Raw genomic sequence first — 24,362 nt, forward strand, 5'->3', positions numbered from 1 at the left:
TTATGTCATCAGTATAGCTAAGAAATGTTGTTACATATGAGAAGAGCGTGTTAATAAAATATGAGGTGGTTAAATGGGAAATGAGCAAGTGAAGTCTGTAAAGGAAGAAAAAAAGTTATGTCTTTGTATGATCGTTAAAAATGAGTCTAGAATTATGGAAAGATGTTTAAATGCAACAAAATCAATTGTAGACTTTGTTTCTATTTGTGATACTGGATCGACGGATAATACGCCTGAAATTATTGAAAATTGGTGTAAGGAAAATGAGATACCTGGGACGGTTCATCATGAGCCGTTTAAAAACTTTGGTTATAACAGAAGCTTAGCTGTTTCGTTAGCGCAAAAAACATACCCAGAAGCAGATTATTTATTAATATTAGATGCGGATATGATTTTAGAGGTTGATCCGAATTTCGATAAAACGAGCTTAACGGAAGATCATTATCTTACATTACAATATGATGTTCATATTAAATATTGGCTTACACGTCTTTTAAAAGCTTCTTTACCATGGAAATCTGTCGGTGTTACTCATGAGTATTGGGATATAGATCGTTCAAAAGTTGGAGCGAATTACAATACGAGGGTAGCTCGGTTAGAGACTCTTGTCGTGAATGATCCCGGAGATGGCGGGAGCAAAGCTGATAAATTTGAAAGAGATGAGAGGTTGTTGTTACAGGGAATAAACGACCCAGAAACAACGCCAGATTTGCATATAAGATATTTATTTTATTTAGCTCAGACTTATTTTCATTTAAGTCAATTTGAGAATTCAATTAAATGGTATAAAAAACGTGTGGAAGCAGGAGGATGGGTTGAAGAGGTATTCTATTCGTTATTGCGAATAGGATTTTGTTATGAGCAGTTAGCAAATCGTTCAGCAAATAAACAAAATGAAGTGACAGATGCTGATGAAAAAGAAACTGTTAAAGGGCAAGAAGAGCAATATTTAGCGTTAGCTGTTTTTTATTTTCAAAAAGCTTGGGAATATAGACCAACCCGGGCTGAACCATTATACCAACTTGCAAGGTTGTATCGATTACGATCTCAAAACAATATTGCTTTGATGTATGCTCTGCAAGGGAAGGAAATTCCTTTTCCAAAGGATGATCTACTATTTGTAGATTATCATGTGTATGATTACTTATTTGACTATGAAATTTCTATTAGTGCTTTCTATATACCTCATAAAAAACATTTAGGGGCGGTGTCGCAAAAGTATTTGGAATCGATAAAAGAAAAGATTCCATTTCATATAGCAAATATAGTAGAGAATAATGCGAAATTTTATTAAATACATTTTCGATTAAAGGAGTAGTGGAGTAATCATGGAATTAATACGATGGGCGATTGAACTAGGAGAATCGGTGCATGGAAATACGTATGAAGAATTGATGCCACTACTAGACTATTATTATGATCGTGATCATTTAAAAGCGTATTGTATCGCAAATCTTCTTTTAAACATGGATGTATTAGATGAGGACCGGGAAAGAATCGAATTAAGAAGATGCATCGCTGCTTATTATGCTGGATTATATAAAGTAGCAAGAAAACATGCAAATGAGTTGGTACTTAAACATCCGGATGTAGATCTATATAAAAATAATTTAAGATTAATGGAAGTTTATTTGAATAAAGAATATGATTATTGTCTTTTTATATGCCCAAAGACATACGGTAGTTTCATAGATGTTGCGCGAGCTTTAAAGTGGAGGTTGGAGCAGGAGGGAAATACAGTAATTATATCAGAAACAATACTGGAAAATGTAAAGAATACAGTTGTTTTTGGAGCACATACATATGCATATAACCCGAACCTTCTTCCGAAAGATGCAATTGTTTATAATTTAGAACAGCTATACGAAGGAAGTCCATATGCGCACCCCCTTTATTTAATATTATTAAAAGATAGAGTGATTTGGGATTATAGTAAACAAAATATAGAATGGCTTAAACAAAAAGGGGTAGGAAAAGAAATAAAACATGTAGAAATGAACTATGCTCCAACTTTGGAAATAAAAAAAGATGCGTTTGAAGATGAAATTATTGAAGATATTGATATTCTGTTTATAGGTGCTCTTAATCCGAGGCGACAAGCTATTTTTGATCATCTAAAAGCGATTGCCCCGAATTTAAATATAGTTTTTAAAAATAATGCGTGGGGAATTGTTAGAAATGAATTGATTGCTAGAGCTAAAATTATATTAAATATTCATTTTTATTTATCAGGAATTCTTGAAACACCTCGCGTGTCTTATGCAGTCGCAAATAAGAAATTTATTATTTCCGAAAATAGTAATCCAGAAGATGAGGTAGAGTGGCCAGGAATTGTGTTTACTCCGTACGAAAAAATAATTGAAAACGTAATGAAATATATAGAATTACCAGAAGAACGGAAAAGATTAGCGGAAAAAGCATATAATCATTTTGAAGCAAATGAAAGTTTAGGTACATTGAGCATGAGAGATGAAACAAAGTAATTGTACAAAACTCATACGAAAGTATGAGTTCTTTTTTGTTTATCATACTATTTTATGAAACAAGTTAACTCTTTATATTGTGTTTTGTATAGAAATTTCTGATAATATATAAGTAGAACTTGAAAACAAAGGGGAGAAATAATCATGAAACTAGTCGTTATTAACGGTACACCAAGAAAATTTGGTCGAACTCGTGTGGTGGCAAAATATATTGCGGATCAATTTGAAGGGGAATTATATGATTTAGCAATTGAGGAGTTACCTTTATACAATGGAGAAGAGTCACAACGTGATTTAGAGGCAGTGAAAAAATTAAAAACGTTAGTGAAAGCTGCGGATGGGGTTGTATTATGTACACCAGAATATCATAATGCGATGAGCGGTGCGCTGAAAAACTCTTTAGATTACTTAAGTAGTAGTGAATTTATTCATAAACCAGTTGCATTGTTAGCGGTTGCTGGTGGCGGTAAAGGTGGAATAAATGCATTAAACAGCATGCGAACGGTCGCTAGAGGTGTTTATGCAAATGCAATTCCAAAACAAGTTGTGCTTGATGGATTACATGTGCAAGATGGTGAACTTGGAGAAGATGCAAAACCATTAATTCATGATGTAGTTAAAGAATTAAAAGCATATATGAGCGTATATAAAGAGGTGAAAAAACAACTAGGAGTGGAATGATATGTCCTCACTTTATCATGATTCTCGCTTGTATTACATTCTAGGAGCCAATAGTCTATCTGCTATTGGTTCCGGAATTGTTATGATAACGATTCCTTGGCTGTTAATTAAAGAGAGTGGAGGAGAGACAACATTTGGTTATGTTTCTATCATTGCAACCCTCATTATGTTTTTATTAACACCATTCATTGGGCAAAGTATTGATCGTTTTTCAAGAAAATCTTTATTGCTATGTAACGAAGGAATCGGAATAGCCGTAATCGGAATAATGGTTATATGGGGATTTGCTGGGCAACCTTATCATTCTATTCACTATATTCTTATTTATATAGCCGGATCATTCTACTATTTATTGTTTTATCCTACAATATTTGCGTTCAACCAAGAGATATTTCAAGCAGAACATTATAAAAGTTTAAGTGGAACGATGGAAATACAAGGACAGTTAACACAAGTTATTTCTGGAGCGGCTGCGAGCTTCTTAATTGAAATTGTATCTTTGAAGTGGATTTTGTTAGTAGACATGTTAACTTTTGCTGGAGCATTTTTTCTTTTCTTATGTATACCGTACGTAAAGAAAAAAGAAGTGAAAAGAAAAATAACATTTAAGAAGCAATTGTTTGAAGGAATTCACTTTATGAAAAAACGTCCTAAGCTCTTTTGGTTCTTACTGGCCACTTATATGCCGTTTATAGGTGTTATGATGGCAAATTATTTAATACCAGTTTATATTTCGGATATACTTAAAGCCAATGCCTCTGTATACGCAATAGAGGGCACGATGTACGGTGTCGGAGCGGTTGTTGCAGGAATCTGTATTCCACTCATAATGAAATATGTAAAAACAGAAGTTTCAATCGTTATGACGATGTTCATTTATGTAATTTCAATTACCGCAATGATTATTGAACCTTCCGTAATTTTCTTATATGGACTTGCAATTTTTCATGCAGTTGGAAATGCGGGTACAAGAGTGGCGAGAAATGTATTGATGATGGAGGAAATTCCAAACGAAGTAATGGGACGTGTAGACAGCTTATTTCGCCTAATTGGTACTGGAATACGAATTGTATTATTAATGCTGTTTACAGCGGGTGTATCTAAAGCCGGAGTAATGCTTCCGTTTTACGTATTAAGCTGCATATTGATCTTCTCATTAGGAATCGCTATTTATTATGTACTATCACAACGTAAAGTAGCGGCGAATGTTTCTAATAAATCAATCGTTTAAAAAACACTTCTGCCGCCCTTTCTTTTTCTGTATAATAAAAAGAAAGGGAGTGCAAACTTATTTATGAACAAATGGATCTTTCTTATCATTTTATTATTACCGCCACTATACATCATTTATATGACGTTTAGAATGAACAAAGTTGCTCGTGAAAAGTTGAGCTATCACTCTCCGTACGTTCTTATACTGGGTGCAAAGTTATTTGGAGATAGACCGTCTTTATCTCTTCAAAATCGTTTGGATGTAGCGGTGGAGTATTTATTTTCCCATCCTGAAGCGAAAGTAATTGTTTCAGGTGGTCAAGGAGAAGATGAAGATATACCGGAAGCTCACAGTATGAGAAACTATTTAATGGTACACGGTATAGATGAGAGTCGTATTTTAATAGAAGATCAATCTACAAATACGTATGAAAACTTAAAGTTTAGTATGGATTTATATAATGTGAAACATGCAGTAGTTGTAAGTAATACGTATCATTTATATCGAACGAAAATAATTGCAAAGCGTTTAGGCATGAAGATGGAGGCACTAGCTGCTGAAACACCAATTCGTTCTAAGAGAAAAATGTATGTTCGCGAATATGCTGCTATTATGAAAACAATATTGTTCGACCGTTAGAGCTCAAATGTGAGCTCTTTTTTAATTTAAAAGCGTATCATTTGAAATGAATGCCATATTCCATCAAAATAAAGGAAACAACATTAAAGGAGTTGTATTTGTGATTCAATTTAATCATGTGTCAAAATCGTATGAAGATGGCACGAAAGCAGTGGATTCATTGCATTTAGAAATTAAAAAGGGAGAATTTTTTGTTCTCATCGGTCCGAGTGGATGCGGGAAAACAACGACAATGAAGATGATTAATCGTTTAATCGAAACGACTGAAGGATCGATTTTAATCGATGGAAAAGATATTCAACAATATAATATAAACGAATTACGTTGGGATATAGGATACGTGTTGCAACAGATTGCTTTGTTTCCTCATATGACAATTGCTGAAAATATTGCAATTGTTCCTGAAATGAGGCAATGGAGCAAAAAAGAAATTAAAGCACGCGTCGATGAATTGTTACATATGGTTGGATTAGATCCGGATATTTATCGAAATCGTATGCCTGATGAATTGTCAGGAGGACAAAAACAACGTGTCGGTGTCGTGCGAGCATTAGCTGCAAACCCGAAAATCGTTCTTATGGATGAACCATTTAGTGCGTTAGATCCATTAAGTAGGGAACAGCTTCAGAAGGATATTGTACAGTTGCAAAAAAAGATTCAAAAAACAATCGTATTTGTAACACATGATATGCAAGAAGCATTATCACTTGGAGATCGCATTTGTATTATGAAAGAAGGAAAAGTTGTTCAACTAGATACACCAGAAAGAATTATACATAATCCGAAAAATGAATTTGTAGAGGAGTTTATTGGAAATCGCGGACGAACTTGGTATCAGGGGAAAAGTATAGCAGATGTATTGCCGCTTGATCAAAGTGTGCAATTAGAAGGGCAGGCGCTATCATTACATTCTTCTTTACAAGAAGCGTTAGTTCGTGTGCGTGATGAGGAGGTCGTTCCAGTTGAAAAAAACGGTCAATATATTGGAGCGTTAACAAGTCGTCATATTGTCAATTACATTGTTGAACAAATGAAGGAAAGAGGCTAAACAGTGACTAATTTTATACAAACGTTCCAAGAACGAAAAATAGAATTACTAACTGCATTAAGTGAGCATTTACAAATATCGCTTATTTCATTATTTTTTGCAGTAATTATAGCGGTGCCACTTGGCATCTTATTAACAAGAAAAGAACGAATGGCTGAATTTATAATAGGAACTTCTGCAGTAATGCAGACAGTGCCATCACTTGCATTACTCGGACTATTAATTCCATTAGTAGGAATCGGAAAACTTCCAGCGATTATCGCATTAGTTGTGTATGCACTATTACCTATTTTACGAAATACATATACAGGAATAAGGGAATTAGATGAATCTCTAATAGAAGCCGCGAAAGCTATGGGGATGAATAGTTGGAGAAGATTGTGGAAGGTAGAACTTCCTCTTGCATTGCCTATCATTATGGCCGGTATTCGTACAGCGATGGTATTAATTGTTGGAACGGCTACATTAGCAGCTCTCATTGGTGCTGGTGGGCTCGGTAAGCTTATACTATTAGGTATAGATCGAAATGATCATGCACTTATCATTTTAGGGGCCGTACCAGCCGCGTTACTCGCTTTATTCTTTGATATAGTACTTCGCATACTTGAACGACCGAAACGCTCTTCTAAGCGTGTTATATTGACGATATGTATTGTTTGTATAATGATTGCTTCTCCATTTCTTTGGAGTACAGAAAAGAAAGATATTGTTATTGCGGGCAAACTTGGATCAGAACCTGAAATTTTAATTCAAATGTATAAGCAGCTTATTGAACAAGATACAGATTTACACGTACAATTAAAACCAGGTCTTGGAAAAACAGCATTTGTATTTGAAGCGTTGAAATCAGGGGAAGTAGATATATATCCAGAATTTTCAGGAACAGCTTTATCTACTTTCGTGAAAGAAGAACCAAAGAGTACAAATCGTGATGAAGTATATGAGCAGGCTCGCATTGGAATGGAAAAGAAATATAATATGATTATGTTGAAGCCAATGGAGTATAACAATACATATGCACTAGCTATGCCGAAAAAAATAGCAGATCAAAAGAATATAAATACAATTTCTGATTTAGGGAATGTTGCACAGGAAGCCAAAGTAGGATTTACATTGGAATTTGCTGATCGTGAAGATGGTTATAAAGGAATGCAAAAATTATATAACTATAAGTTCTCGAATGTTAAAACGATGGAGCCGAAGCTGCGTTATAGCGCAATTGAATCTGGAGATGTTAACGTAATTGATGCATATTCAACAGATAGTGAATTGGAGCAATACGGACTGAAAGTGCTGAAAGATGATAAAGGGTTATTCCCACCTTATCAAGGAGCACCATTATTAAGAAAAGAAACGTTACAGAAATATCCTGAACTTGAAAAGGTATTAAATAAATTATCTGGAAAGATTACAGATGAAGAAATGCGAAAAATGAATTATGAAGTTAACGTAAATGGTAAAAGTAGTGAAGAAGTCGCAAAACAATTTTTACAAAAAGAGAAGTTACTTCGTTAAATTTACAAGAAATATACAAATTTATATGTTTGAAATGACCGTTCATTACAAAATGAGCGGTTTTTTTGTGCATACTTATACATTTTTTCAAAAAAGTATTCCATTTTTGCTCATTTTCTTTTAGAATAAGTAATGTTTTCCTGAAAAAATATAAGAGAAACGTCTATTAGAGAAAAAGGTGACTTTAATAGTTGAACGAACATAACACCTAGAATGACAGATGGGGTGGTACAAATAGAAAAGAAGTTAGGATTTTTTCCATTAATCGCATTAGTAGTTGGAACAATGGTTGGTGGCGGTGTTTTTAGTTTACCGCATGATTTAGCAGTAGGAGCAAACAGTGGTGCAATAATAATTGGCTGGTGTATTACAGCGATGGGAATGATTCCACTTGCGCTCGTATATCAAACGTTAGCAAGACAAAAACCGGAACTTGAAGGTGGAATTTATAGTTATGCACGTGCTGGTTTCGGTGAATATATTGGATTTAATAGTGCTTGGGGATATTGGCTAGCAGGAATCTTAGGTAATGTCGCAACAATTATGTTACTGTTTAGTACATTAGGTTATTTCTTTCCAATTTTCAAAGGAGGAAATAATGTTGCGTCTATCGTTGGGGCATCACTTTTATTATGGACACTTCATTTTTTAATTTTATTTGGAATCCGTGAAGCTTCTATTATGAATGTGATCGCAACAATAGGGAAGTTAGTTCCAATCGTTTTATTTATTGTTGTAATGGTAACAGCCTTTCGATGGGACACATTTACACATGATTTTTGGGGAGAAGGAACGATCTCACTTTCCGCTATACTTGGTCAAGTGAAAAATACAATGCTTGTAACACTTTGGGTTTTCATTGGAGTTGAAGGAGCGGTTGTATTATCTGGAAGAGCGAAGAATAGTCGAGATGTTGGTAAGGCAACAGTATTGGGACTTATTTTAGTAATGTCCATTTATATTTTAATTTCTGTCCTGTCAATGGGAGCTATGACAAGAGGCGAACTTTCTGTGTTAGAAACTCCGTCCATGGGACATGTATTAGAGCACGTTGTTGGTCCATGGGGTGCAGTTGCGATTAACATCGGATTAGTTGCTTCACTTGTCGGTACATTAATTGGCTGGTTTTTACTTGTTTCTGAAATTTCTCATGTAGCAGGAAAAGATGGCGTATTTCCGAAAGTCTTTACGAAAACAAATAAGAAGCAAACACCGCACATGGCATTATGGATTTCAAATGGTGTTGCCCAAATTATATTTATCATCGTTTTGTTTTCGGAATCAACATATCAAATTATGTATTTCATTGCATCAACATCAATTTTATTACCATATTTATTATCAGCGTTATTCCAATTTAAATTAGTCATTACAAACGAACTAAAAGACGCTAAATTAAAAAACGGAGCGTTAGCTTTAATTGCTTCTATTTACTCTGTATGGCTTCTTTATGCAGCTGGTTTAAAGAATTTACTACTCGTTTCAATTGTGTATGGAATTGGAATTATTGTTTACACGTTTGCAAGAAAAGAACAAGGGAACCGTTGCTTTGTAGGTGCAGAGAAGTATGTGATGTGGGCAATTATTGTTGCGGCTATCACATCAATATATATGTTATTAACTGGAAATATAAAAATGTAAAAAGTCCTTTTCATTTAAAGGGCTTTTTTCTTTGTTTAGAGAATATTTACTACATAAGATATTCAGGAGGGATGAGAATGGAAGAAAAAGAACAGTTGTCTAGAATAATTGATTTAGCTAGTGAGTTAAGGAAAGTATTAGTGCAAGAATCTTTTTTTAATCATCATCCTGAACTAAGAGGAGTCATTGAAAATTTAGCAAGTTCTGTTGAAAATTTGGCGGAATTACAAATAAGTAAAGATGAAAACGCTGAAGATCGATTACGTTACGTACTTGCGAAAATGAAAATTGCTCATAATGCAATTTTACAAGAGAAAAAAGCATTTCCTTCTCATTAATATAAGTTTTTATTTTGAACCTGGCGGATAACGTCAGGTTTTTTATTTCTAGTTTTTCGTTTCTTTCATACACTAAGAATAGTATGAAAAAAGAAGGTGACTAAGGTGAAATTACATAAAGCTCTTCAGCCAAGTTTTATAAAACGAATGTACTATATGAGATTTTTAGGGAAATTTACAAAAGCTGAGAAAGAGAAGAGTGGAGAGAATTTCTTTGTACACTGCTTATCGCCAATACCATTCACTTTACAGGAACAATTTACAAATGAACCATATGTATTTGAAGGGTTATGTAGCAATAAAAAGAATGAAAAAATCTTTTCGGAATTAAAGAAGAGGAAATTAGAAAAGCAATTAGTAATGTTTCGTCTTTATTATGAAAGAGGAAATGTATACGTGGAGTTAATATGTACAGAAGAACCGAAAGAAATAGCAAGCAGCTATAAAATGATTCCGGCACCTAAAGTTACAAATCATAAAAAAAGAGAATCTTTAGAGCGAAAACTTAGCAACGGTTATTTATCATTTCTTATGCCAAAATTTCCGAAAGACTTTGAGCCTCCCGAATTATTGTGGCACGATGGAAGACTGTACGGAAACATATCCCTAAAGTCATCAATTAGCTCAATCGCCTATTTTGAACAGAAACGTGAATGTAAATATATAAACTGCAGTGACTGGACGAAGTATGTAGAAATAGCGGTAGAAGATCAATTATATTTTGTAAGTGATTATGTATATGAGCAATTAAAAAAACGAATGCATGAAGAAGGTAAGCTAGTTGAAGTAGAGGATATAAAAATACAAAAAGATGAATGGGAATGGGATGAGCGTGAATCGTCCTTTTTACAGTATGTACAAAGTATGGTGCATAATAAAGGGTTATATTTGGATGAAACGGATATTTATAATTTCCATATAAGTGTAAAAACAAATATGTTAACGATTCTTGGTGGTATACCGGGCGTTGGGAAATCACGTTTTGTGCAAACTTATGCAGAAGCATTAGGGTTACAGTATGGGGAAGAGTTGGTTTGGATTCCAATTTCGCCATCGTATCAAGAACCACATGATTTACTTGGTTACCTTCATCCAAATGGTACTTTTATTGAATCTGAAGCGAAGTTAGTTAGGACGTTAATGAAGGCGAAAGAAAATCCAAATCAACTGTATATAATCGTTTTTGATGAAATGAACATGTCTCATATTGAGCATTGGTTTACTCCGTTTCTATCTGTTCTTGAACTTGAAACAAAAAATCGTATTTTAAACTTGTATGAGGGTGTACAGGACATAGAGAATTCAATTCCATCAACAATTGAAATTGGAGAAAATATTATATTTGTAGGTACTGTAAATTTTGATGAAACAACGAAAGAGCTCTCTGATCGATTATTAGACCGAACGAACCTAATAACGTTACAGAAAATTCCGTTTTGTGAGATGGGCATGGAACAGGGGAAAGTCGTATTACATCCACCTTTGAAAGTAACGGCGGGAGAATTTCGGATAAATTGGATGAGAAATAAAGCGATGATTGAAGTGTTTTCTGAAGAAGAATTAGAGCTATTAGATAAGTTGCATGTCGTATTGTCATCACATGACGCGTCTAAGGGAATTTCTTTCCGATGTGCAAATGCAATTGCGACTTATTTGCAAAACATACCGTTTCAAAATAACCATACCTATATGATTAGTAGAGAAGAGGGGTTTGATTTACAAATAAAGCAGCGTGTATTGACGAAAATCAGAGGGACCGAAATGATGGTTGGGCCTTTACTTTCTGAAGAAGCAAAAAGGGGGGCGACCTTAGTACCTCTTTTGCAATCTACACTTGCAAACAGAGTATCTACATTTGAACACTCTTTAGCATATATACGAGAAAAACGTAGAGAACTGGAGTTGTATGGATATGCAAAATGAAGGGCGTTATGAAACAAAAATCGTTGATACGAATGAAACGCTCCCTTTTGTATTAAAGTTAATCATTGGAAATGAGGGGAAAGGAGATTATATTTTATTAAATCGTCTTTGTACATCTACTACAGCATTAGTTCAATGTATTTATAAAGTACAAGAATTAAAACCAATAAGATTGCAGTACAATTATGAAATCCCAATGAATATTACTTTTATATGGAATAAAGTATATGAGGGACAGAAAAATATAAAAGAGGCTCAATATGAAATAAATGAAAAAAAACAAAGAGTATTAATATATGAACACGGGAAAACAGAATTCTTTTATCCATGGCGCTGTGGTCTATACCATTTTGAAGTGCGTATAGAAGATACAACGTATTATGGCGCATTTCAAATCGTACCGAAAAACTTTTTTGATGATCAATTTGAAATGATTCAAGACTATGTGAAGTCAATTTTAAATGAGTTGATTTTGGATAGAGGTTACTATAAAAAAACCTTCTCTGCACTTAGCGATATTGAGGATTCTTCTTATTTAGTGTTACTTAGAAAGTTACCGCAAAAAATGAAAATGATAAAGCAAATCTTTAAGAAAATAGAATCAAGCTCAAAATTTATAAATGAATATAAATGGGAAGGAAAAGAGCGAAAGCCAACAAGAAAAGGAACTATAGTGGCAGAACGAAAACCTTATGCCAAACATTATAATCGTAAGTTTATGGAACAAAAAAATAGTAAGGAAAATGCATTTCTTAAATATAAAGCGATGCAATTTTATCATTATTTAATTGAAGCTAAAAGTTTTTTACGTCAAACAATTGAAATATTAGAAAGAGAAAAAAAGAAAAAATCAGAAGAGTTTCAAGCTGTAAAAACGATTATACAAACAATTGAGCGTAATGGATCAGTAACCGATAGAGAGAAGCAAAAATATAAAAATATACATTTACTAAAAGAAGCCGATTTACGAAAGAGCTCAATGAAAATACAAGAATATAAAATATTGGCGCATATTGTGCATGAAAATGTACAATACTTTCAAATGTTAATGCACTCTTCATTTTGGAGGGAAGTTACTGAAACAAGTAACATGAACTTACATGATTTACCGATACCACATCAACAATTACTACATCATTTAGAAGTACTCCCGCAATATACGGATCAATCTCCATCATTATTATTTGTTTATAAGCCAACGTTTTTAGTGTATGAATATTACGCTTTTTTTATCGTTATTTCACTTTTAGAGCAAATTGGTTTTGAGGCTAGAAACTCCATCCGTGAACAAATACAAGAACATTTTTATGTAGATGGATTACAAGATGGAACGACAGTAGTTTTAGAACGAGATGATATAAAGGTGCATGTCGCATTTAATGACTTAATTGAAACACATCCTCTTATTGCATTAAGTAAAGGTAGTAATTTTTACAATGGTGAGGATACGAAGAAGCCAGATATTCGCTTAGACTGTTATGTAAAAGAAGATGGGAAATACGTATATAAATCTTCTATTATTATTGAAGTGAAGTATAGTCCAATGTACAATATTTTTCAGCACGTCGGAAATACGAAAGCAACTGAGCAAATGTATAAGTACTGGTCTATAAAGTATGTAGAAGAACAGGATGGAAAGCGAGTCTATTATCGAAGGTCAATTTATGAAGTCATTTGTGTATATCCAGGAAGCCATATGCATAGTAAAAAAATTGAGTCTGGATGCGGTGTTTTCTTGCAGTTATATCCATATAAGACGAAACAAGGGGAAGAGAAATTAGCTGGAAAACATGGGATGGTACAAATTTTTGAAAAATGGCTAAAAAGCATTAAGAAGTAAAAGAAATCCTTTTTCATAAAGGATTTCTTTAGATTAAGAAGAATTATATGCTGTATGGAAAGAAACGTAGTGTAATTTAGATTTGAAAAGTGCTACAAATGTGTTATTAAAAGGAATGTGAGCGCGGGATAAAAGTCGATTAAATTGGAATCTAATTCATTTTGCAGAATATAATAAGTCATAAATATTTTTAGTTGCATACGAAGATTTGTTCTTATATGATAGATAGTGAAAGCGTTATCAAAAAACAGAGCGGCGATGGGAAAGGCGGTTAAATATGTTCCAGCGTGTTCAAACAAAGGAAGAACATTTTGGGTTCGAGCAACTATGGGGAGATTTTTGTGAAGAAAGAAACTTAATGTTCGTAGAACGTAATTTAAATCCATCACGATTTTTATTAATAGAAGATGAACATCCTATTGGTACAGTAGAATGTATTAAGTATACGGTACCTGAACAATCGAATTCTGAGTTTTTCTATCCGTTTTCTAAAAATGATTTAGTAAAAGATTTGAAGAATGTATATGAAATAGGCAAGTTAAGTATTTCGAAAACGTCTCGTGGAAGAGGACATTTCAAAAGGCTAACAGCTATTTTATTTATACATGCGTTAGAAACAAAAGCTGAATGGTACATTGCAGCAGTAACAAAAAGAATGTATATGTATTTACTTACACTTGGTTTTCCAATTGAACCAATAGATAATCCTTTTCAGTTTCATGATACTTTACAAGGTGTACCAGTAAGAATTCATGCTCGAAAAGGGGTTACGCATTTGTATTCTTTAAAAGAATTTCGTGATGTGATTCAAGGGAATGCTCATGCACAGGCATTAATTACAGAATACAGTAAAAATATTATGTTAACGAAATAAAGCGAAGTGAATATGTATAATAAAGAGAATAATATTTGTATAGGATATAACTCTTCATTAAAAAAGACCCTTATTATTTTAATAAGGGTCTAAAAATTATAATCCAAATATACTAAAAATCATTTTGCGGCGCTTCGGTTTCTTTTCTCGTTCATATGTTGGTTTTGAATCCGGAGTAATATAAATGGGTTCTTCTTTCGTTAGGGCAGCTTCTAACTTTTGAATTCGCTCTAACATTTCCTCCATTTCACGACGGTGTTGTAAAAGTTGGTACGTGACGACATCATTTGCCTTATCTTGCATTTGTTCTTCCATTCGATCAAGTCTTCTCGTAATAGTGTTTAATTGATTAGCTAATTGCTCAAAATCATTCGATGATATGTTTTGAACAATTGTATTAACTTGAGTTTTTAATTCCTCAACTTCATTTGAGGAAGCCTTTTGAGTAGATTGAGAATTTTGAGATTGCTCTATTTGAAATCGATGGTGTTCTAACATTTGATCGACATCCTCTTGTGTGAAAATAAAGTGGCCATATTTGTTTTTCTCTATCGTAAGATTTAATTGTTGCGCGATCCGGACAACAGCCTTTGGGCTAACACCTAATTTCTTTGCGATAAATGGTGTTTTATATTCCAAAATAATCCCCCCTATATATATCCTGTTGAATGATTTCGAGCTATGAAGTAAGTTCCCTTCTAGTGCGACAAAAGAAGTGTGGAATCGGCAAAGAAAGTGTTTTTTCACGAAATTGAGTTGAGGAGAATAGTTCTTTTAAATAAAAATGTCTTATCGTAACATTTAGAATAATTTGACGAGTGTAAATGAATTAGATTATCATAATGATAAATATCTTTTTTATGTATGCATATAATATATAAAAAGGTGGTTGCTAATGTAGAATTTTGTTAGAGTATTAGAATGCTTACTTCACTTGAATAAAATTAAGTAGGAGGTGGCTTCCTTGCTTACAAAGTAAGTAAGGAAAAGTATTTGGACATATATAGTATAAGTATAGTGATTGTTTTAATTGCCTTAACGGCATTTTTCGTTGCAGCAGAATTTGCAATTGTTAAAGTGAGAAGTTCACGAATTGACTATTTAATTGCAGAAGGAAATAATCGTGCAACATCGGTCAAAACAGTCATTACAAACTTAGACGAATATTTATCTGCTTGTCAGTTAGGAATTACTGTTACAGCTTTAGGAATTGGGTGGTTTGGTAAACCTGCGTTAAAGCAAATGTTTGATACGCTTTTTGCAAATTGGAATATCTCTACTCAACTAGCAGACATTTTTGCTGTAACTTTAGTATTTTTGTTAATTACTTTTTTACATGTTGTAATAGGGGAATTGGCCCCAAAAACATTTGCAATTCAAAAATCTGAACAAGTGAGTTTGCTTGTTTCTAAGCCGTTAATTTTCTTTTATCGTATTGCATTCCCATTCATTTGGCTATTAAATGGTTCAGCTCGAATCATTACGAAGCTGCTAGGGCTGAAACCGCCGAAGGGGCATGATGAGGTTCATTCAGAAGAAGAATTACGGTTGTTAGTTTCAGAAAGTTATAAAAATGGTGAGATTAATCAATCTGAATATAAATATGTAAATAAAATTTTTGAATTTGATGATCGGATTGCAAAAGAAATAATGGTACCTCGAACTGAAATGAATATTATAAGTAAAGAAATGCCTGCTGAAGAAGCTTTGCAAAAAATGTCTCGCGAAAAATATACAAGGTATCCAGTTGTTGATGGCGACAAAGACCACGTAATAGGTTTTGTGAATTTTAAAGATATTTTTACTGAGTTTGTACAACATAAAGCTGTTAATAAGAAGACAGTAGAGCAATATATGAGACCAATTATTTTAGTTATCGATTCTATTCCAATTCATGATTTGTTTTTAAAAATGCAAAAAGAAAGAACACATATTGCTATATTGATAGATGAATATGGTGGGACATCTGGACTTGTTACTGTTGAAGATATTTTGGAAGAAATTGTTGGAGATATTCAGGATGAGTTTGATACGGATGAGCAGCCAGAAATTCAACAAGTTAGTGAAACGAAGACGATACTAGAGGGAAAAGTACTTGTTAGTGAAGTGAATACGTTATTTGGTTTAGGGATTGATGATGATGGTGTTGATACAATCGGTGGTTGGATTTTAACGAAGAATATAGAGATTGCTGAAGAGGATTCCATTGAAATTGAAAATTATAAGTTTTGTGTGAAAGAATTAGATGGACATTATATAAAAAGATTAGAAGTTACAAAGATAGTAGAATCGATTGTTATTTTAGAAGATGAAAAACAAATTTCGTTACAAGAGCAAATTAGCTCGTAAACTCTGCTATATAGCAGAGTTTTTTTGAGCATAATGTTTTTTGAGGGATAGGGGCTATGATACAATGACATAAGTTGAACCTTTCACTAGGTGAAGTATTGTTGTATACATATATTTGGAAGGAGAAGAAGTATGAAAAAGCATTTATATATAAATGGAGATTGGAAATCTGTAAACACGTATAAACCATTATACGCACCATATTCTGAAGAAACATTAGCGGAAATTGCACAAGGCACGGAAGAAGATGTAAAAGAGGCTGTTACCGCTGCAAAAAATGCAATGACAAAAATGAATACATTATCTGCATATGATCGTGCGACTATTTTAGAGAAAGTTGCACAAAAAATGGATGAAAGAAGAGAAGAATTTGCAGAGATTATTGCAAAAGAAGCTGCAAAACCAATACGTGCTGCAAGGGGAGAAGTAGATCGTACTGTTCAAACGTACAAATTTGCAGCTGAAGAAGCGAAGCGTATATATGGTGAGACATTGCCATTAGACGCCGCACCTGGTGCAGATGGGCGTATTGCATATACAATCCGAAAGCCGATTGGGGTTATAGGGGCTATTACACCATTTAATTTCCCATTAAATTTAGTAGCGCATAAAGTTGGACCAGCAATCGCTGCCGGAAATACAGTTGTATTAAAGCCAGCTGATCAAACGCCATTATCATCTTATGCATTAGTTGAGTTATTTGAAGAGGCAGGATTGCCAAATGGAGCTTTAAATATCATTTCTGGCCCTGGCCCCACGGTTGGTGAGGCAATCGTCAAAAATGATTACGTTGCTTCTATTACTTTTACCGGAAGTCCAAAAGTTGGAATCGGAATAAAACAAAAGGCTGGGCTAAAACGAGTTACGTTAGAACTAGGCTCAAATGCTGCTGTTATTATTGATGAAGATGTAGAGTTAACAGATGAAATAATTGAACGTGTAAAATGGGGAGCATTTGTTAATAATGGGCAAGTTTGTATTTCAGTACAACGTGTTTTTGTACATGAAACGAAAATACATGAATTTCTCTCAAAGCTAAAGAAAGCGATGGAATCAGTTGTTGTTGGTGATCCATTGCTTGAGGAAACGGATGTATCAGCTTTAATTTCAAAAAAAGATGTAGAGCGAATTGATATGTGGGTTCAAGAAGCAATTAAGGAAGGAGCAACTGTTTTATGCGGTGGTAAGAAGCGGGATGCAAGAATTTTTGAACCGACTGTATTAACAAATGTTCCAGATCATGTATCTGTGCAGTGCCAAGAAGTATTCGGTCCACTCATGACAGTAAATACATTTAAAGAATTTGATGAAGCGATTGAGCAAGTAAATAATTCGCGTTACGGCTTACAGGCAGGAGTATTTACAAATAATTTATTTAAAGCAATGCGTGCAATTGATGAGCTAGAGGTTGGTGGTGTCATGATTAATGATATTCCAACGTTCAGAGTAGATCATATGCCTTATGGTGGTGTGAAAGAAAGTGGCACGGGACGCGAAGGAATTAAATATGCAATAGAAGAAATGACAGAAATGAAATTAGTATGTATTAAAAAATAAAGTGGAAAAACTTAAAACTTGCACTAAAAAACGAGTAGGAAATGTTTACGATTCCATACTCGTTTTTTACGCTTCTAGTAACTATTTAATTAAGTGTAACTTTTACTTCATTTCTTGTTTGAAAATAGTATCTTCTACATAAATTTGTTCTTTATCTATAGCAGTAGCATGAGTTAATACTAAACCGATTGGTGTTTTTGTATCTTTATTTTGAACAATTGTAAAAGGAACATTTTTTTCGTTTGCTAATTTAATGTATTTTGATAAATGTGGGTAAGCAATGCCACCATTTAGGAGGAGTTGTAATGATTGAGAAGAGCGCATGCTACCCGCCACTTCAGAGTATACATTACTTTGCATTACTTGACCGATTGTTAAAGCGATTTCCACACGCTCACGTAATGTAGTTAAATACATATTACGTTCTTCTGGTTTGTTTTGCTTTTGGCCGTAAATGCCTTCTTGGAGATAATCTTCCACATTTTTATTTACCATATTTTTCACACCTTTCATTTTCTATTGTACGCAAGAATTAAAAATGATGCAAAAAAAGTCGTTTTGACTACGGAAATAATGAAAATATGTGAAGGAAAAAGGGGATTTGTATACAATTAGTTAAATAAGAAAGAAAAAATAATTTTATCAACAGAAATTAACAAAATGTGACAAAAATCTATTAACGAATCGTATTTTTTGTGTTAATATTCAAAATATAAAGGGTATTCGTCGTATGGAAATGGAGGGAATGGAGGTTTTTCCAATCGATAAGGATATTAAAGAAATATTTTGTTCACACTTGAAAAACAATAGGCACCAATTCGTAGAGAACTGGAAAAACAAAATGATAATTTCCGAAAAAGATCCATTTAAACTAGAAGTAGTTCAAAATGGAGAGGATTTACTAGAGTTAATTATCGAACTTACTATGGAAGATAAAGATATAAATTATCTTCAACCGTTATGTGAGAAAATTGCTATTGAACGTGCTGGAGCAGATGCGAATATTGGAGATTTTGTTTATAACGCAAACGTGGGAAGAAATGAACTTTTCGAAGCGATGTGTGAATTAGATGTTAGCGCTCGTGAATTGAAACCAATTATGGCAAAAATACATACTTGTTTTGACAAATTAATTTATTATACCGTTTTAAAATACTCGGAAATTATATCGAAGAATTTAGAGGAAAAACAGCAATATATTAACGAAACACATAAAGAAAGGCTGACGATTTTAGGGCAAATGTCAGCTAGTTTTGTACATGAATTTCGTAATCCGCTTACTTCCATTATGGGGTTTGTTAAATTATTAAAGGCGGATCATCCGAGTTTATCGTATTTAGATATTATTTCGCATGAATTAGATCAATTAAATTTTCGTATTTCGCAATTTTTACTCGTATCGAAAAAAGAAATGTGGAATGAATCGGAACGGTTTTGGCTTAATGACTTGTTTCAAGACATTATACAATTCTTATATCCGAGTTTGGTCAATGCGAATGTTTTGATTGAAAAGAATTTACCGTATCCAATTCCGCTTGTTGGTTATCGGAGTGAAGTGAGACAAGTATTTTTAAACATATTAATGAATTCAATTGATGCTCTTGAATCAATGAAAGAAGAACGAAAAATTATCATTGATGTATTTGAAGAAGATCAAGCTATTCGAATTGTGATAAAAAATAATGGACCAATGATTCCAGCTGAAAATGTAGAAACGATTTTTGAACCATTTGTAACTACTAAAAAGTTAGGAACTGGTATTGGATTATTTGTATGTAAACAAATTGTGGAAAAACATAATGGATCCATTATGTGTCGATCAGATAACGATTGGACAGAATTTCAAATTGCATTTCAAAAATAAACAGTCTACACCAAATGAATGGTGTAGACTGTTTTAATTTGTGAGTATAACGGCTTCTAATTTAGGATCTTTAGTTGAATAACTTACTATTGAAATTGTATAAATAACATTTGGTTCAACATTGAATTTTGGTATAGTCAATAAAACGTTTTTATTATCTGCGAGTGAAATTTCAATATCTGCTGTACCAGGGCTAACTTGCAAAAAATCTGTTATTTGTTTAAAGAGTACATTTTCAAATAAATGATCCCCATCTTTTAAATCTACGTTTACAACAGGGGTATCTGGAGAGAAATGTGCAAACCGTATTTTGGCTTGACCAGCTGGTAAATGTGTATTATCAAGTATAGGCTGTAATTGTAGGTGATTATCACTATTTATTGTAGCAAGAGTATAAGTATGATTTCCCATTATTGGTACCAACGCTGAAAAGATTGGAGTTTCATTTCCGACAGGAACAATATCTATACGGTATTTACCTTGCACTAATGATAAATAAGGGCTGAATTGCTTAAATGAAATATTTTTAATAACCTTTTGTCCGTTTACTAAAATGTCAACCGCTGGTATATTTGGATCGGCATGGAAAATTCTTATATGTGACGGTAAAGCAGCTTCTTGTGAGTCTCTTGTTTCATACGCCTGTACAAGTTTTGATAGTGCATCGTAATATTTCATATATAATTCTATATATTTTTTAGGATTACGAAACTGATAGTAACGTGCGAGTTGTTCGTATTGTGTAACTTCTTGTCCATATTTTTCGATTTCAGATTGAGACATGAACATTCCTCCTTTGTCATCATTAAAACTATATGCGAAGCAAGAAAGCGGTTATGCAAAAAAAATGATTTTATAAAGGGAAAATTAAAAATTGACAACAAATATGTTTTCATAAAGAGGTGCTGGTGCTTACGAGAATTTCGCAGAGTAAAGCAGTACATATGACTGTACGAAAGTAAAATAAATGCCAAATTGAAAGTGCATTTCAATTAACATATTGAATACATGTCCAAAAATCGCTAGAAAACTAGGGATTTTTTTAATTATAGGCAAATACACATACAAAGTGATAATTGTCCTACATAAATTATAAAGGAAAGATACTTTGAATCTGAGGAAAGGAGTGCCACTTCGGGATAGGGATATCCCGATAGTAATTGTGAATGAAGTTATGAAAAGGTTTTGTGTTATAGGCTGTAGGATGAATTTGTAAACTTCATTTTTCTATTTATTTTAGCAATTGACAGTATTAACCCATAAGAGAGCGTCATGACGAACTGATTAGTGTGGTTAATCGGTTCTTTTTTTATAGTTTAAAACTGAAAAGTTTACATAATGAATAGGAATCTGAATTGATTAGTAAGGTGGGTGTCGAAATTTGTTTTAAAATATGCAATTTAAAGTAGGATAATAGGAAGGAGTTTAACGGGAGTTCCGTCGAAGTGTACAGAATGTCGGCATTTAAGGACAGCTGGCATTATGCTATAAAAACATTTGGTGATGTAGTCATTTCATATAAAAAGGAGGGTTATTTGGGCGTATAGAAAAGGGTTGGTCTTCGGTTTTTTAGTTCTGAATTTTCTGTTTTATAAAAATTTTTAAGCACTCATTTGTATATTTTATAATAGTTTTTTGATAAATTCACTGCTTTTGCAGAGGATTCTTTTTTATGAAAGAAACGTCAATTTTCTTCATATATATATACAAATTGGAGAAATGGGGGAGCGCTATGCGCGATTACTTAATTAAACCACTTGTTGGTCAGCCGTATCCAATGATTTCACATGGAAAAGGTGTTTATTTGTATGATCAAAATGGCAATAAATATTTTGATGGTTCGTCAGGAGCAATTACGGCAGGTATTGGGCATGGCGTAAAGGAGATTGCAGACGTTATTAAAAAGCAAGCTGAGGAGATTGCTTTCGTTTATAGATCACAGTTTACGAGTGAACCAGCTGAAAAATTAGCGAAGAAGTTAAGTGATTTAAGTGTAGGAGATTTGAACTGGAGTTTTTTTGTAAATAGTGGTACGGAAGCGAATGAAACAGCTATGAAAATTGCAATTCAGCATTTTCAAGAGCGAGGTATTCAAGGGAAACATAAAATTTTATCAAGATGGATGAGTTATCACGGTATTACGATGGGTGCTTTATCGATGTCTGGGCATCCACTACGTAGACAACGTTTCGTATCTATTTTGGAAGATTATCCGACTATACCAGCTCCATATTGTTTCAGATGTCCTGTTCAAAAGGTATATCCAACTTGTCAGCTGGCATGTGCGACTGAACTAGAAAGATCAATTGAAAGAATTGGTGCAGAGCATATTGCTGCTTTTATTGCTGAGCCGATTATCGGAGCAGCTGGAGGCGCGGTTGTTCCGCCGAAAGACTATTATAAAGTCATTAAAGAGATTTGCGACCATTACGATATTTTATTTATTGCGGATGAAGTAATGACTGGGCTTGGTCGTACTGGAGCATGGTTTGCGATGGAGCATTGGGGCGTAGAGCCGGATATTATGACACTTGGTAAAGGGTTAGGAGCGGGATATACACCGATGGCAGCGACAGTTGTAAGTGATCGTGTTATGGAACCAATATTACGTGGATCACGTTCAGTAATGAGCGGTCATACGTTAAGTGCAAATCCATTGTCTGCAGCAACGGCTTTAGCTGTTATTGAATATATGGAGAAACATAATCTTCCTGAAAAAACAGCAGAAAAGGGAGAGTATTTAATAAAAGGCTTACAGAAAGTTCAGCAACAATCGACAATCATTGCTGATGTGCGCGGAAAAGGGTTGCTAATCGGAGTAGAATTGCAACCGTTTACAAAAGCGTCAGAGCTTATTTCAGTTGCAGCTAAAAATGGTCTGCTTTTATACCAAGCAGTTTCAGGGCAAGCAGGAAAAGAAGATAGTGCACTGCTTGTAGCACCGCCAATGACAACTACATATTCCGAGTTAGATGAATTACTTTCAATTTTCTCTAAAAGTGTGGAAGAGATGATGCAAAAAGGAGGGCATAGTATCGCATGACAACTATTACAAATACATTCGGTAAATTAAAAGAAGTTGAGGAAGTAATTTCTTTGTTCCATGATGATATGACATTGATGTTTGGGGGATTTGGAGGGATTGGATCCCCTCCATCTTTAATACAGGCAATTTTAGAAAAAGGCGTTACAAATTTAAATTTAATTGGAAATGACACTGGATTTCCTGATGTAGGTATCGGTCGTCTTGTTACAAATGAAAGAGTTAAATCAATAATTACTTCTCACATTGGCTCCAATCCAAATGCAGGAAGGCAACTAAACGAGGGAAGGTTACAAATTGAGTTTTCTCCGCAGGGAACATTAGCAGAGCGTATTCGCGCTGGTGGCGTTGGTCTTGGTGGTGTTTTAGTTGATGTTGGTGTTGATACGATTGTGGAAGAGGGAAAACGAACAGTTGAAATGAATGGTAAGACCTACTTAGTTGAAACAGCATTAACTGCTGAAGTTTCAATTGTATATGCGAAAAAGGCAGATCCGTTTGGTAATCTTGTATTTGACAAAAGTGCACGAAATATGAATCCCCATGTAGCTATGGCTGGGGATATAACAATTGTAGAAGCAGAAGAAATAGTCCCGCTTGGAAGTTTAGATCCAGAGGAAATTGTCGTTCCAGGTGTTTTCGTAAATTATATTGTACCGTCGGAAGGAGTGAACTGGAAATGGGTATGGGCGTAGAAGTGAGGGATAAGATTGCTAGGCGTGCGGCGAAAGAAATACAAAATGGTATGATTGTAAATTTAGGTATTGGCATACCATCGCTTGTACCAAATCATTTGCCTGACGATATAAATGTTATGTTTCATGCGGAAAATGGAATCGTCGGCATGGGACCAACGCCAAGTAAAGGGAATGAAGATGAAAATTTGTGTAATGCAGCAGGTTTACCAACTTCTCTTATAACAGGAGCGAGTTATTTCGATAGCTGCACAGCGTTTGGGATGATTCGAAAAGGTTTGCTAGATATAACGATTCTTGGTTCATTACAAGTAAGTGAAAATGGTGATTTAGCAAACTGGATTGTACCTGGAAAACGTGTTCCAGGTATTGGTGGAGCAATGGATTTAGCGCAAAAAGCGAAGCGGGTCGTTGTTGTGATGAATCATGTTGATAAGTACGGAAATGCAAAAATTGTTTCAGAGTGTACATTGCCATTAACTTCAAAGAAATGTGTAGATTTAATTATTACTGATATGGCAGTCATGGAGGTAACTCCGAGTGGACTTATATTACAAGAATTAATGAGCCCATACACAGTAGAAGATGTAAAACGACATACAGAAGCTGATTTTCAAATTAGTTCTAACTTACTAGTAATTGAATGAAGGGAGATGTAA

21 protein-coding genes are annotated in these 24,362 nt (G+C 34.0%); 18 read left to right on the top strand and 3 right to left on the bottom strand.

Translation table 11 applies throughout. The features are described 5' to 3' along the window. Positions 1–73 precede the first annotated feature (73 nt). The 12 genes from MR112_RS04955 (at position 74) to MR112_RS05010 (ending at position 14,195) form a co-directional block, all read left to right on the top strand. On the top strand, positions 74–1,294 hold the full coding sequence (locus tag MR112_RS04955; RefSeq protein ID WP_000526219.1) for a glycosyltransferase: 1,221 nt from the start codon (positions 74–76) through the stop codon (positions 1,292–1,294). A 34-nt stretch (positions 1,295–1,328) separates the two neighbouring features. Continuing rightward, positions 1,329–2,483, top strand: coding sequence for a CgeB family protein (locus MR112_RS04960; RefSeq protein WP_000420431.1), 1,155 nt, complete (start codon positions 1,329–1,331; stop codon positions 2,481–2,483). A gap of 144 nt (positions 2,484–2,627) precedes the next feature. Then, on the top strand, positions 2,628–3,164 hold the full coding sequence (locus tag MR112_RS04965; protein ID WP_000780355.1) for an NADPH-dependent FMN reductase: 537 nt from the start codon (positions 2,628–2,630) through the stop codon (positions 3,162–3,164). 1 nt (position 3,165) lies between these two features. Then, positions 3,166–4,395 (top strand): MFS transporter, encoded by a 1,230-nt coding sequence (locus MR112_RS04970; protein ID WP_000097165.1) that lies wholly within the window; start codon positions 3,166–3,168, stop codon positions 4,393–4,395. A 63-nt stretch (positions 4,396–4,458) separates the two neighbouring features. After that, positions 4,459–5,016: a YdcF family protein gene (locus MR112_RS04975; RefSeq protein ID WP_001045715.1), complete on the top strand. Its 558-nt coding sequence runs from the start codon at positions 4,459–4,461 to the stop codon at positions 5,014–5,016. Positions 5,017–5,116: 100 nt separating this feature from the next. Continuing rightward, entirely contained in the window at positions 5,117–6,064 is a 948-nt protein-coding gene (locus MR112_RS04980) for an ABC transporter ATP-binding protein (protein WP_000614071.1), read from the top strand. A 3-nt stretch (positions 6,065–6,067) separates the two neighbouring features. Continuing rightward, the gene (locus MR112_RS04985) at positions 6,068–7,579 is read left to right on the top strand and encodes an ABC transporter permease/substrate-binding protein (RefSeq protein WP_000181014.1); all 1,512 of its coding nucleotides are present in this window, start codon (positions 6,068–6,070) and stop codon (positions 7,577–7,579) included. 213 nt (positions 7,580–7,792) lie between these two features. Further along, positions 7,793–9,220, top strand: coding sequence for a basic amino acid/polyamine antiporter (locus MR112_RS04990; RefSeq protein WP_000129444.1), 1,428 nt, complete (start codon positions 7,793–7,795; stop codon positions 9,218–9,220). Positions 9,221–9,297: 77 nt separating this feature from the next. Then, positions 9,298–9,558, top strand: coding sequence for a hypothetical protein (locus MR112_RS04995; RefSeq protein ID WP_000391445.1), 261 nt, complete (start codon positions 9,298–9,300; stop codon positions 9,556–9,558). Between the two features lie 105 nt (positions 9,559–9,663). Then, positions 9,664–11,481 (top strand): AAA family ATPase, encoded by a 1,818-nt coding sequence (locus tag MR112_RS05000; RefSeq protein WP_000766187.1) that lies wholly within the window; start codon positions 9,664–9,666, stop codon positions 11,479–11,481. Next, complete coding sequence (locus MR112_RS05005) at positions 11,471–13,321, top strand: hypothetical protein (protein WP_001178729.1); 1,851 nt, start codon at positions 11,471–11,473, stop codon at positions 13,319–13,321. Before MR112_RS05000 ends, MR112_RS05005 begins: the two co-directional genes overlap by 11 nt. Before the next feature lie 277 nt (positions 13,322–13,598). Then, on the top strand, positions 13,599–14,195 hold the full coding sequence (locus MR112_RS05010) for a hypothetical protein (protein ID WP_000487796.1): 597 nt from the start codon (positions 13,599–13,601) through the stop codon (positions 14,193–14,195). Between the two features lie 96 nt (positions 14,196–14,291). Here MR112_RS05010 and racA read toward each other — a convergent pair whose 3' ends face one another. Further along, positions 14,292–14,834, bottom strand: a complete 543-nt coding sequence (gene racA / locus MR112_RS05015; protein ID WP_000456023.1) for a chromosome-anchoring protein RacA — start codon at positions 14,832–14,834, stop codon at positions 14,292–14,294. Between the two features lie 354 nt (positions 14,835–15,188). Between racA and MR112_RS05020 the strand changes: the two genes are divergently transcribed. Both MR112_RS05020 and MR112_RS05025 read left to right on the top strand, forming a co-directional pair. After that, on the top strand, positions 15,189–16,544 hold the full coding sequence (locus MR112_RS05020) for a hemolysin family protein (RefSeq protein WP_002164551.1): 1,356 nt from the start codon (positions 15,189–15,191) through the stop codon (positions 16,542–16,544). A 132-nt stretch (positions 16,545–16,676) separates the two neighbouring features. After that, complete coding sequence (locus MR112_RS05025; RefSeq protein WP_060852169.1) at positions 16,677–18,101, top strand: aldehyde dehydrogenase family protein; 1,425 nt, start codon at positions 16,677–16,679, stop codon at positions 18,099–18,101. Between the two features lie 102 nt (positions 18,102–18,203). On the opposite strand, the gene MR112_RS05030 is transcribed toward MR112_RS05025, so the two are convergent. Further along, positions 18,204–18,596 carry a YueI family protein gene (locus tag MR112_RS05030; RefSeq protein ID WP_000247558.1) on the bottom strand — a complete coding sequence of 131 codons (393 nt, stop codon included), beginning with the start codon at positions 18,594–18,596 and terminating at the stop codon, positions 18,204–18,206. Positions 18,597–18,831: 235 nt separating this feature from the next. Between MR112_RS05030 and MR112_RS05035 the strand changes: the two genes are divergently transcribed. Then, positions 18,832–19,965 carry a BA2291 family sporulation histidine kinase gene (locus MR112_RS05035; RefSeq protein ID WP_000425086.1) on the top strand — a complete coding sequence of 378 codons (1,134 nt, stop codon included), beginning with the start codon at positions 18,832–18,834 and terminating at the stop codon, positions 19,963–19,965. A gap of 33 nt (positions 19,966–19,998) precedes the next feature. Here the strand turns inward: MR112_RS05035 and MR112_RS05040 are convergent, their stop codons facing one another. Further along, the gene (locus tag MR112_RS05040; protein WP_017657744.1) at positions 19,999–20,748 is read right to left on the bottom strand and encodes a DUF4397 domain-containing protein; all 750 of its coding nucleotides are present in this window, start codon (positions 20,746–20,748) and stop codon (positions 19,999–20,001) included. A gap of 949 nt (positions 20,749–21,697) precedes the next feature. On the opposite strand from MR112_RS05040, the gene MR112_RS05045 reads away from it, so the two are divergent. Genes MR112_RS05045 through MR112_RS05055 form a run of 3 tightly spaced genes read left to right on the top strand, consistent with a single transcriptional unit; the run spans position 21,698 to position 24,350 of the window. After that, entirely contained in the window at positions 21,698–23,008 is a 1,311-nt protein-coding gene (locus MR112_RS05045) for an aspartate aminotransferase family protein (RefSeq protein ID WP_001205882.1), read from the top strand. Then, positions 23,005–23,703, top strand: a complete 699-nt coding sequence (atoD, locus tag MR112_RS05050) for an acetate CoA-transferase subunit alpha (protein WP_242244824.1) — start codon at positions 23,005–23,007, stop codon at positions 23,701–23,703. The genes MR112_RS05045 and atoD overlap by 4 nt, the downstream gene beginning before the upstream one ends. Next, positions 23,688–24,350: a CoA transferase subunit B gene (locus tag MR112_RS05055; RefSeq protein ID WP_000525278.1), complete on the top strand. Its 663-nt coding sequence runs from the start codon at positions 23,688–23,690 to the stop codon at positions 24,348–24,350. Before atoD ends, MR112_RS05055 begins: the two co-directional genes overlap by 16 nt. Positions 24,351–24,362: the final 12 nt, after the last annotated feature.

This window comes from Bacillus cereus group sp. BfR-BA-01330, assembly GCF_022663885.1.
GTDB classification, from domain to species: domain Bacteria; phylum Bacillota; class Bacilli; order Bacillales; family Bacillaceae_G; genus Bacillus_A; species Bacillus_A cereus.

Bases quoted from the DNA above. Each gene is read 5' to 3' on its own strand.
- MR112_RS05045 (WP_001205882.1), top strand. From the start codon at position 21,698: ATGCGCGATTACTTAATTAAACCACTTGTTGGTCAGCCGTATCCAATG.
- MR112_RS04960 (WP_000420431.1), top strand. From the start codon at position 1,329: ATGGAATTAATACGATGGGCGATTGAACTAGGAGAATCGGTGCATGGA.
- atoD (WP_242244824.1), top strand. From the start codon at position 23,005: ATGACAACTATTACAAATACATTCGGTAAATTAAAAGAAGTTGAGGAA.
- MR112_RS05010 (WP_000487796.1), top strand. From the start codon at position 13,599: ATGTTCCAGCGTGTTCAAACAAAGGAAGAACATTTTGGGTTCGAGCAA.
- MR112_RS05025 (WP_060852169.1), top strand. From the start codon at position 16,677: ATGAAAAAGCATTTATATATAAATGGAGATTGGAAATCTGTAAACACG.
- MR112_RS04955 (WP_000526219.1), top strand. From the start codon at position 74: ATGGGAAATGAGCAAGTGAAGTCTGTAAAGGAAGAAAAAAAGTTATGT.
- MR112_RS04995 (WP_000391445.1), top strand. From the start codon at position 9,298: ATGGAAGAAAAAGAACAGTTGTCTAGAATAATTGATTTAGCTAGTGAG.
- MR112_RS05005 (WP_001178729.1), top strand. From the start codon at position 11,471: ATGCAAAATGAAGGGCGTTATGAAACAAAAATCGTTGATACGAATGAA.
- MR112_RS04975 (WP_001045715.1), top strand. From the start codon at position 4,459: ATGAACAAATGGATCTTTCTTATCATTTTATTATTACCGCCACTATAC.
- MR112_RS05040 (WP_017657744.1), bottom strand. From the start codon at position 20,748: ATGTCTCAATCTGAAATCGAAAAATATGGACAAGAAGTTACACAATAC.
- MR112_RS04970 (WP_000097165.1), top strand. From the start codon at position 3,166: ATGTCCTCACTTTATCATGATTCTCGCTTGTATTACATTCTAGGAGCC.
- MR112_RS05055 (WP_000525278.1), top strand. From the start codon at position 23,688: ATGGGTATGGGCGTAGAAGTGAGGGATAAGATTGCTAGGCGTGCGGCG.
- MR112_RS04990 (WP_000129444.1), top strand. From the start codon at position 7,793: ATGACAGATGGGGTGGTACAAATAGAAAAGAAGTTAGGATTTTTTCCA.
- MR112_RS04965 (WP_000780355.1), top strand. From the start codon at position 2,628: ATGAAACTAGTCGTTATTAACGGTACACCAAGAAAATTTGGTCGAACT.
- MR112_RS05035 (WP_000425086.1), top strand. From the start codon at position 18,832: ATGGAAATGGAGGGAATGGAGGTTTTTCCAATCGATAAGGATATTAAA.
- MR112_RS05030 (WP_000247558.1), bottom strand. From the start codon at position 18,596: ATGGTAAATAAAAATGTGGAAGATTATCTCCAAGAAGGCATTTACGGC.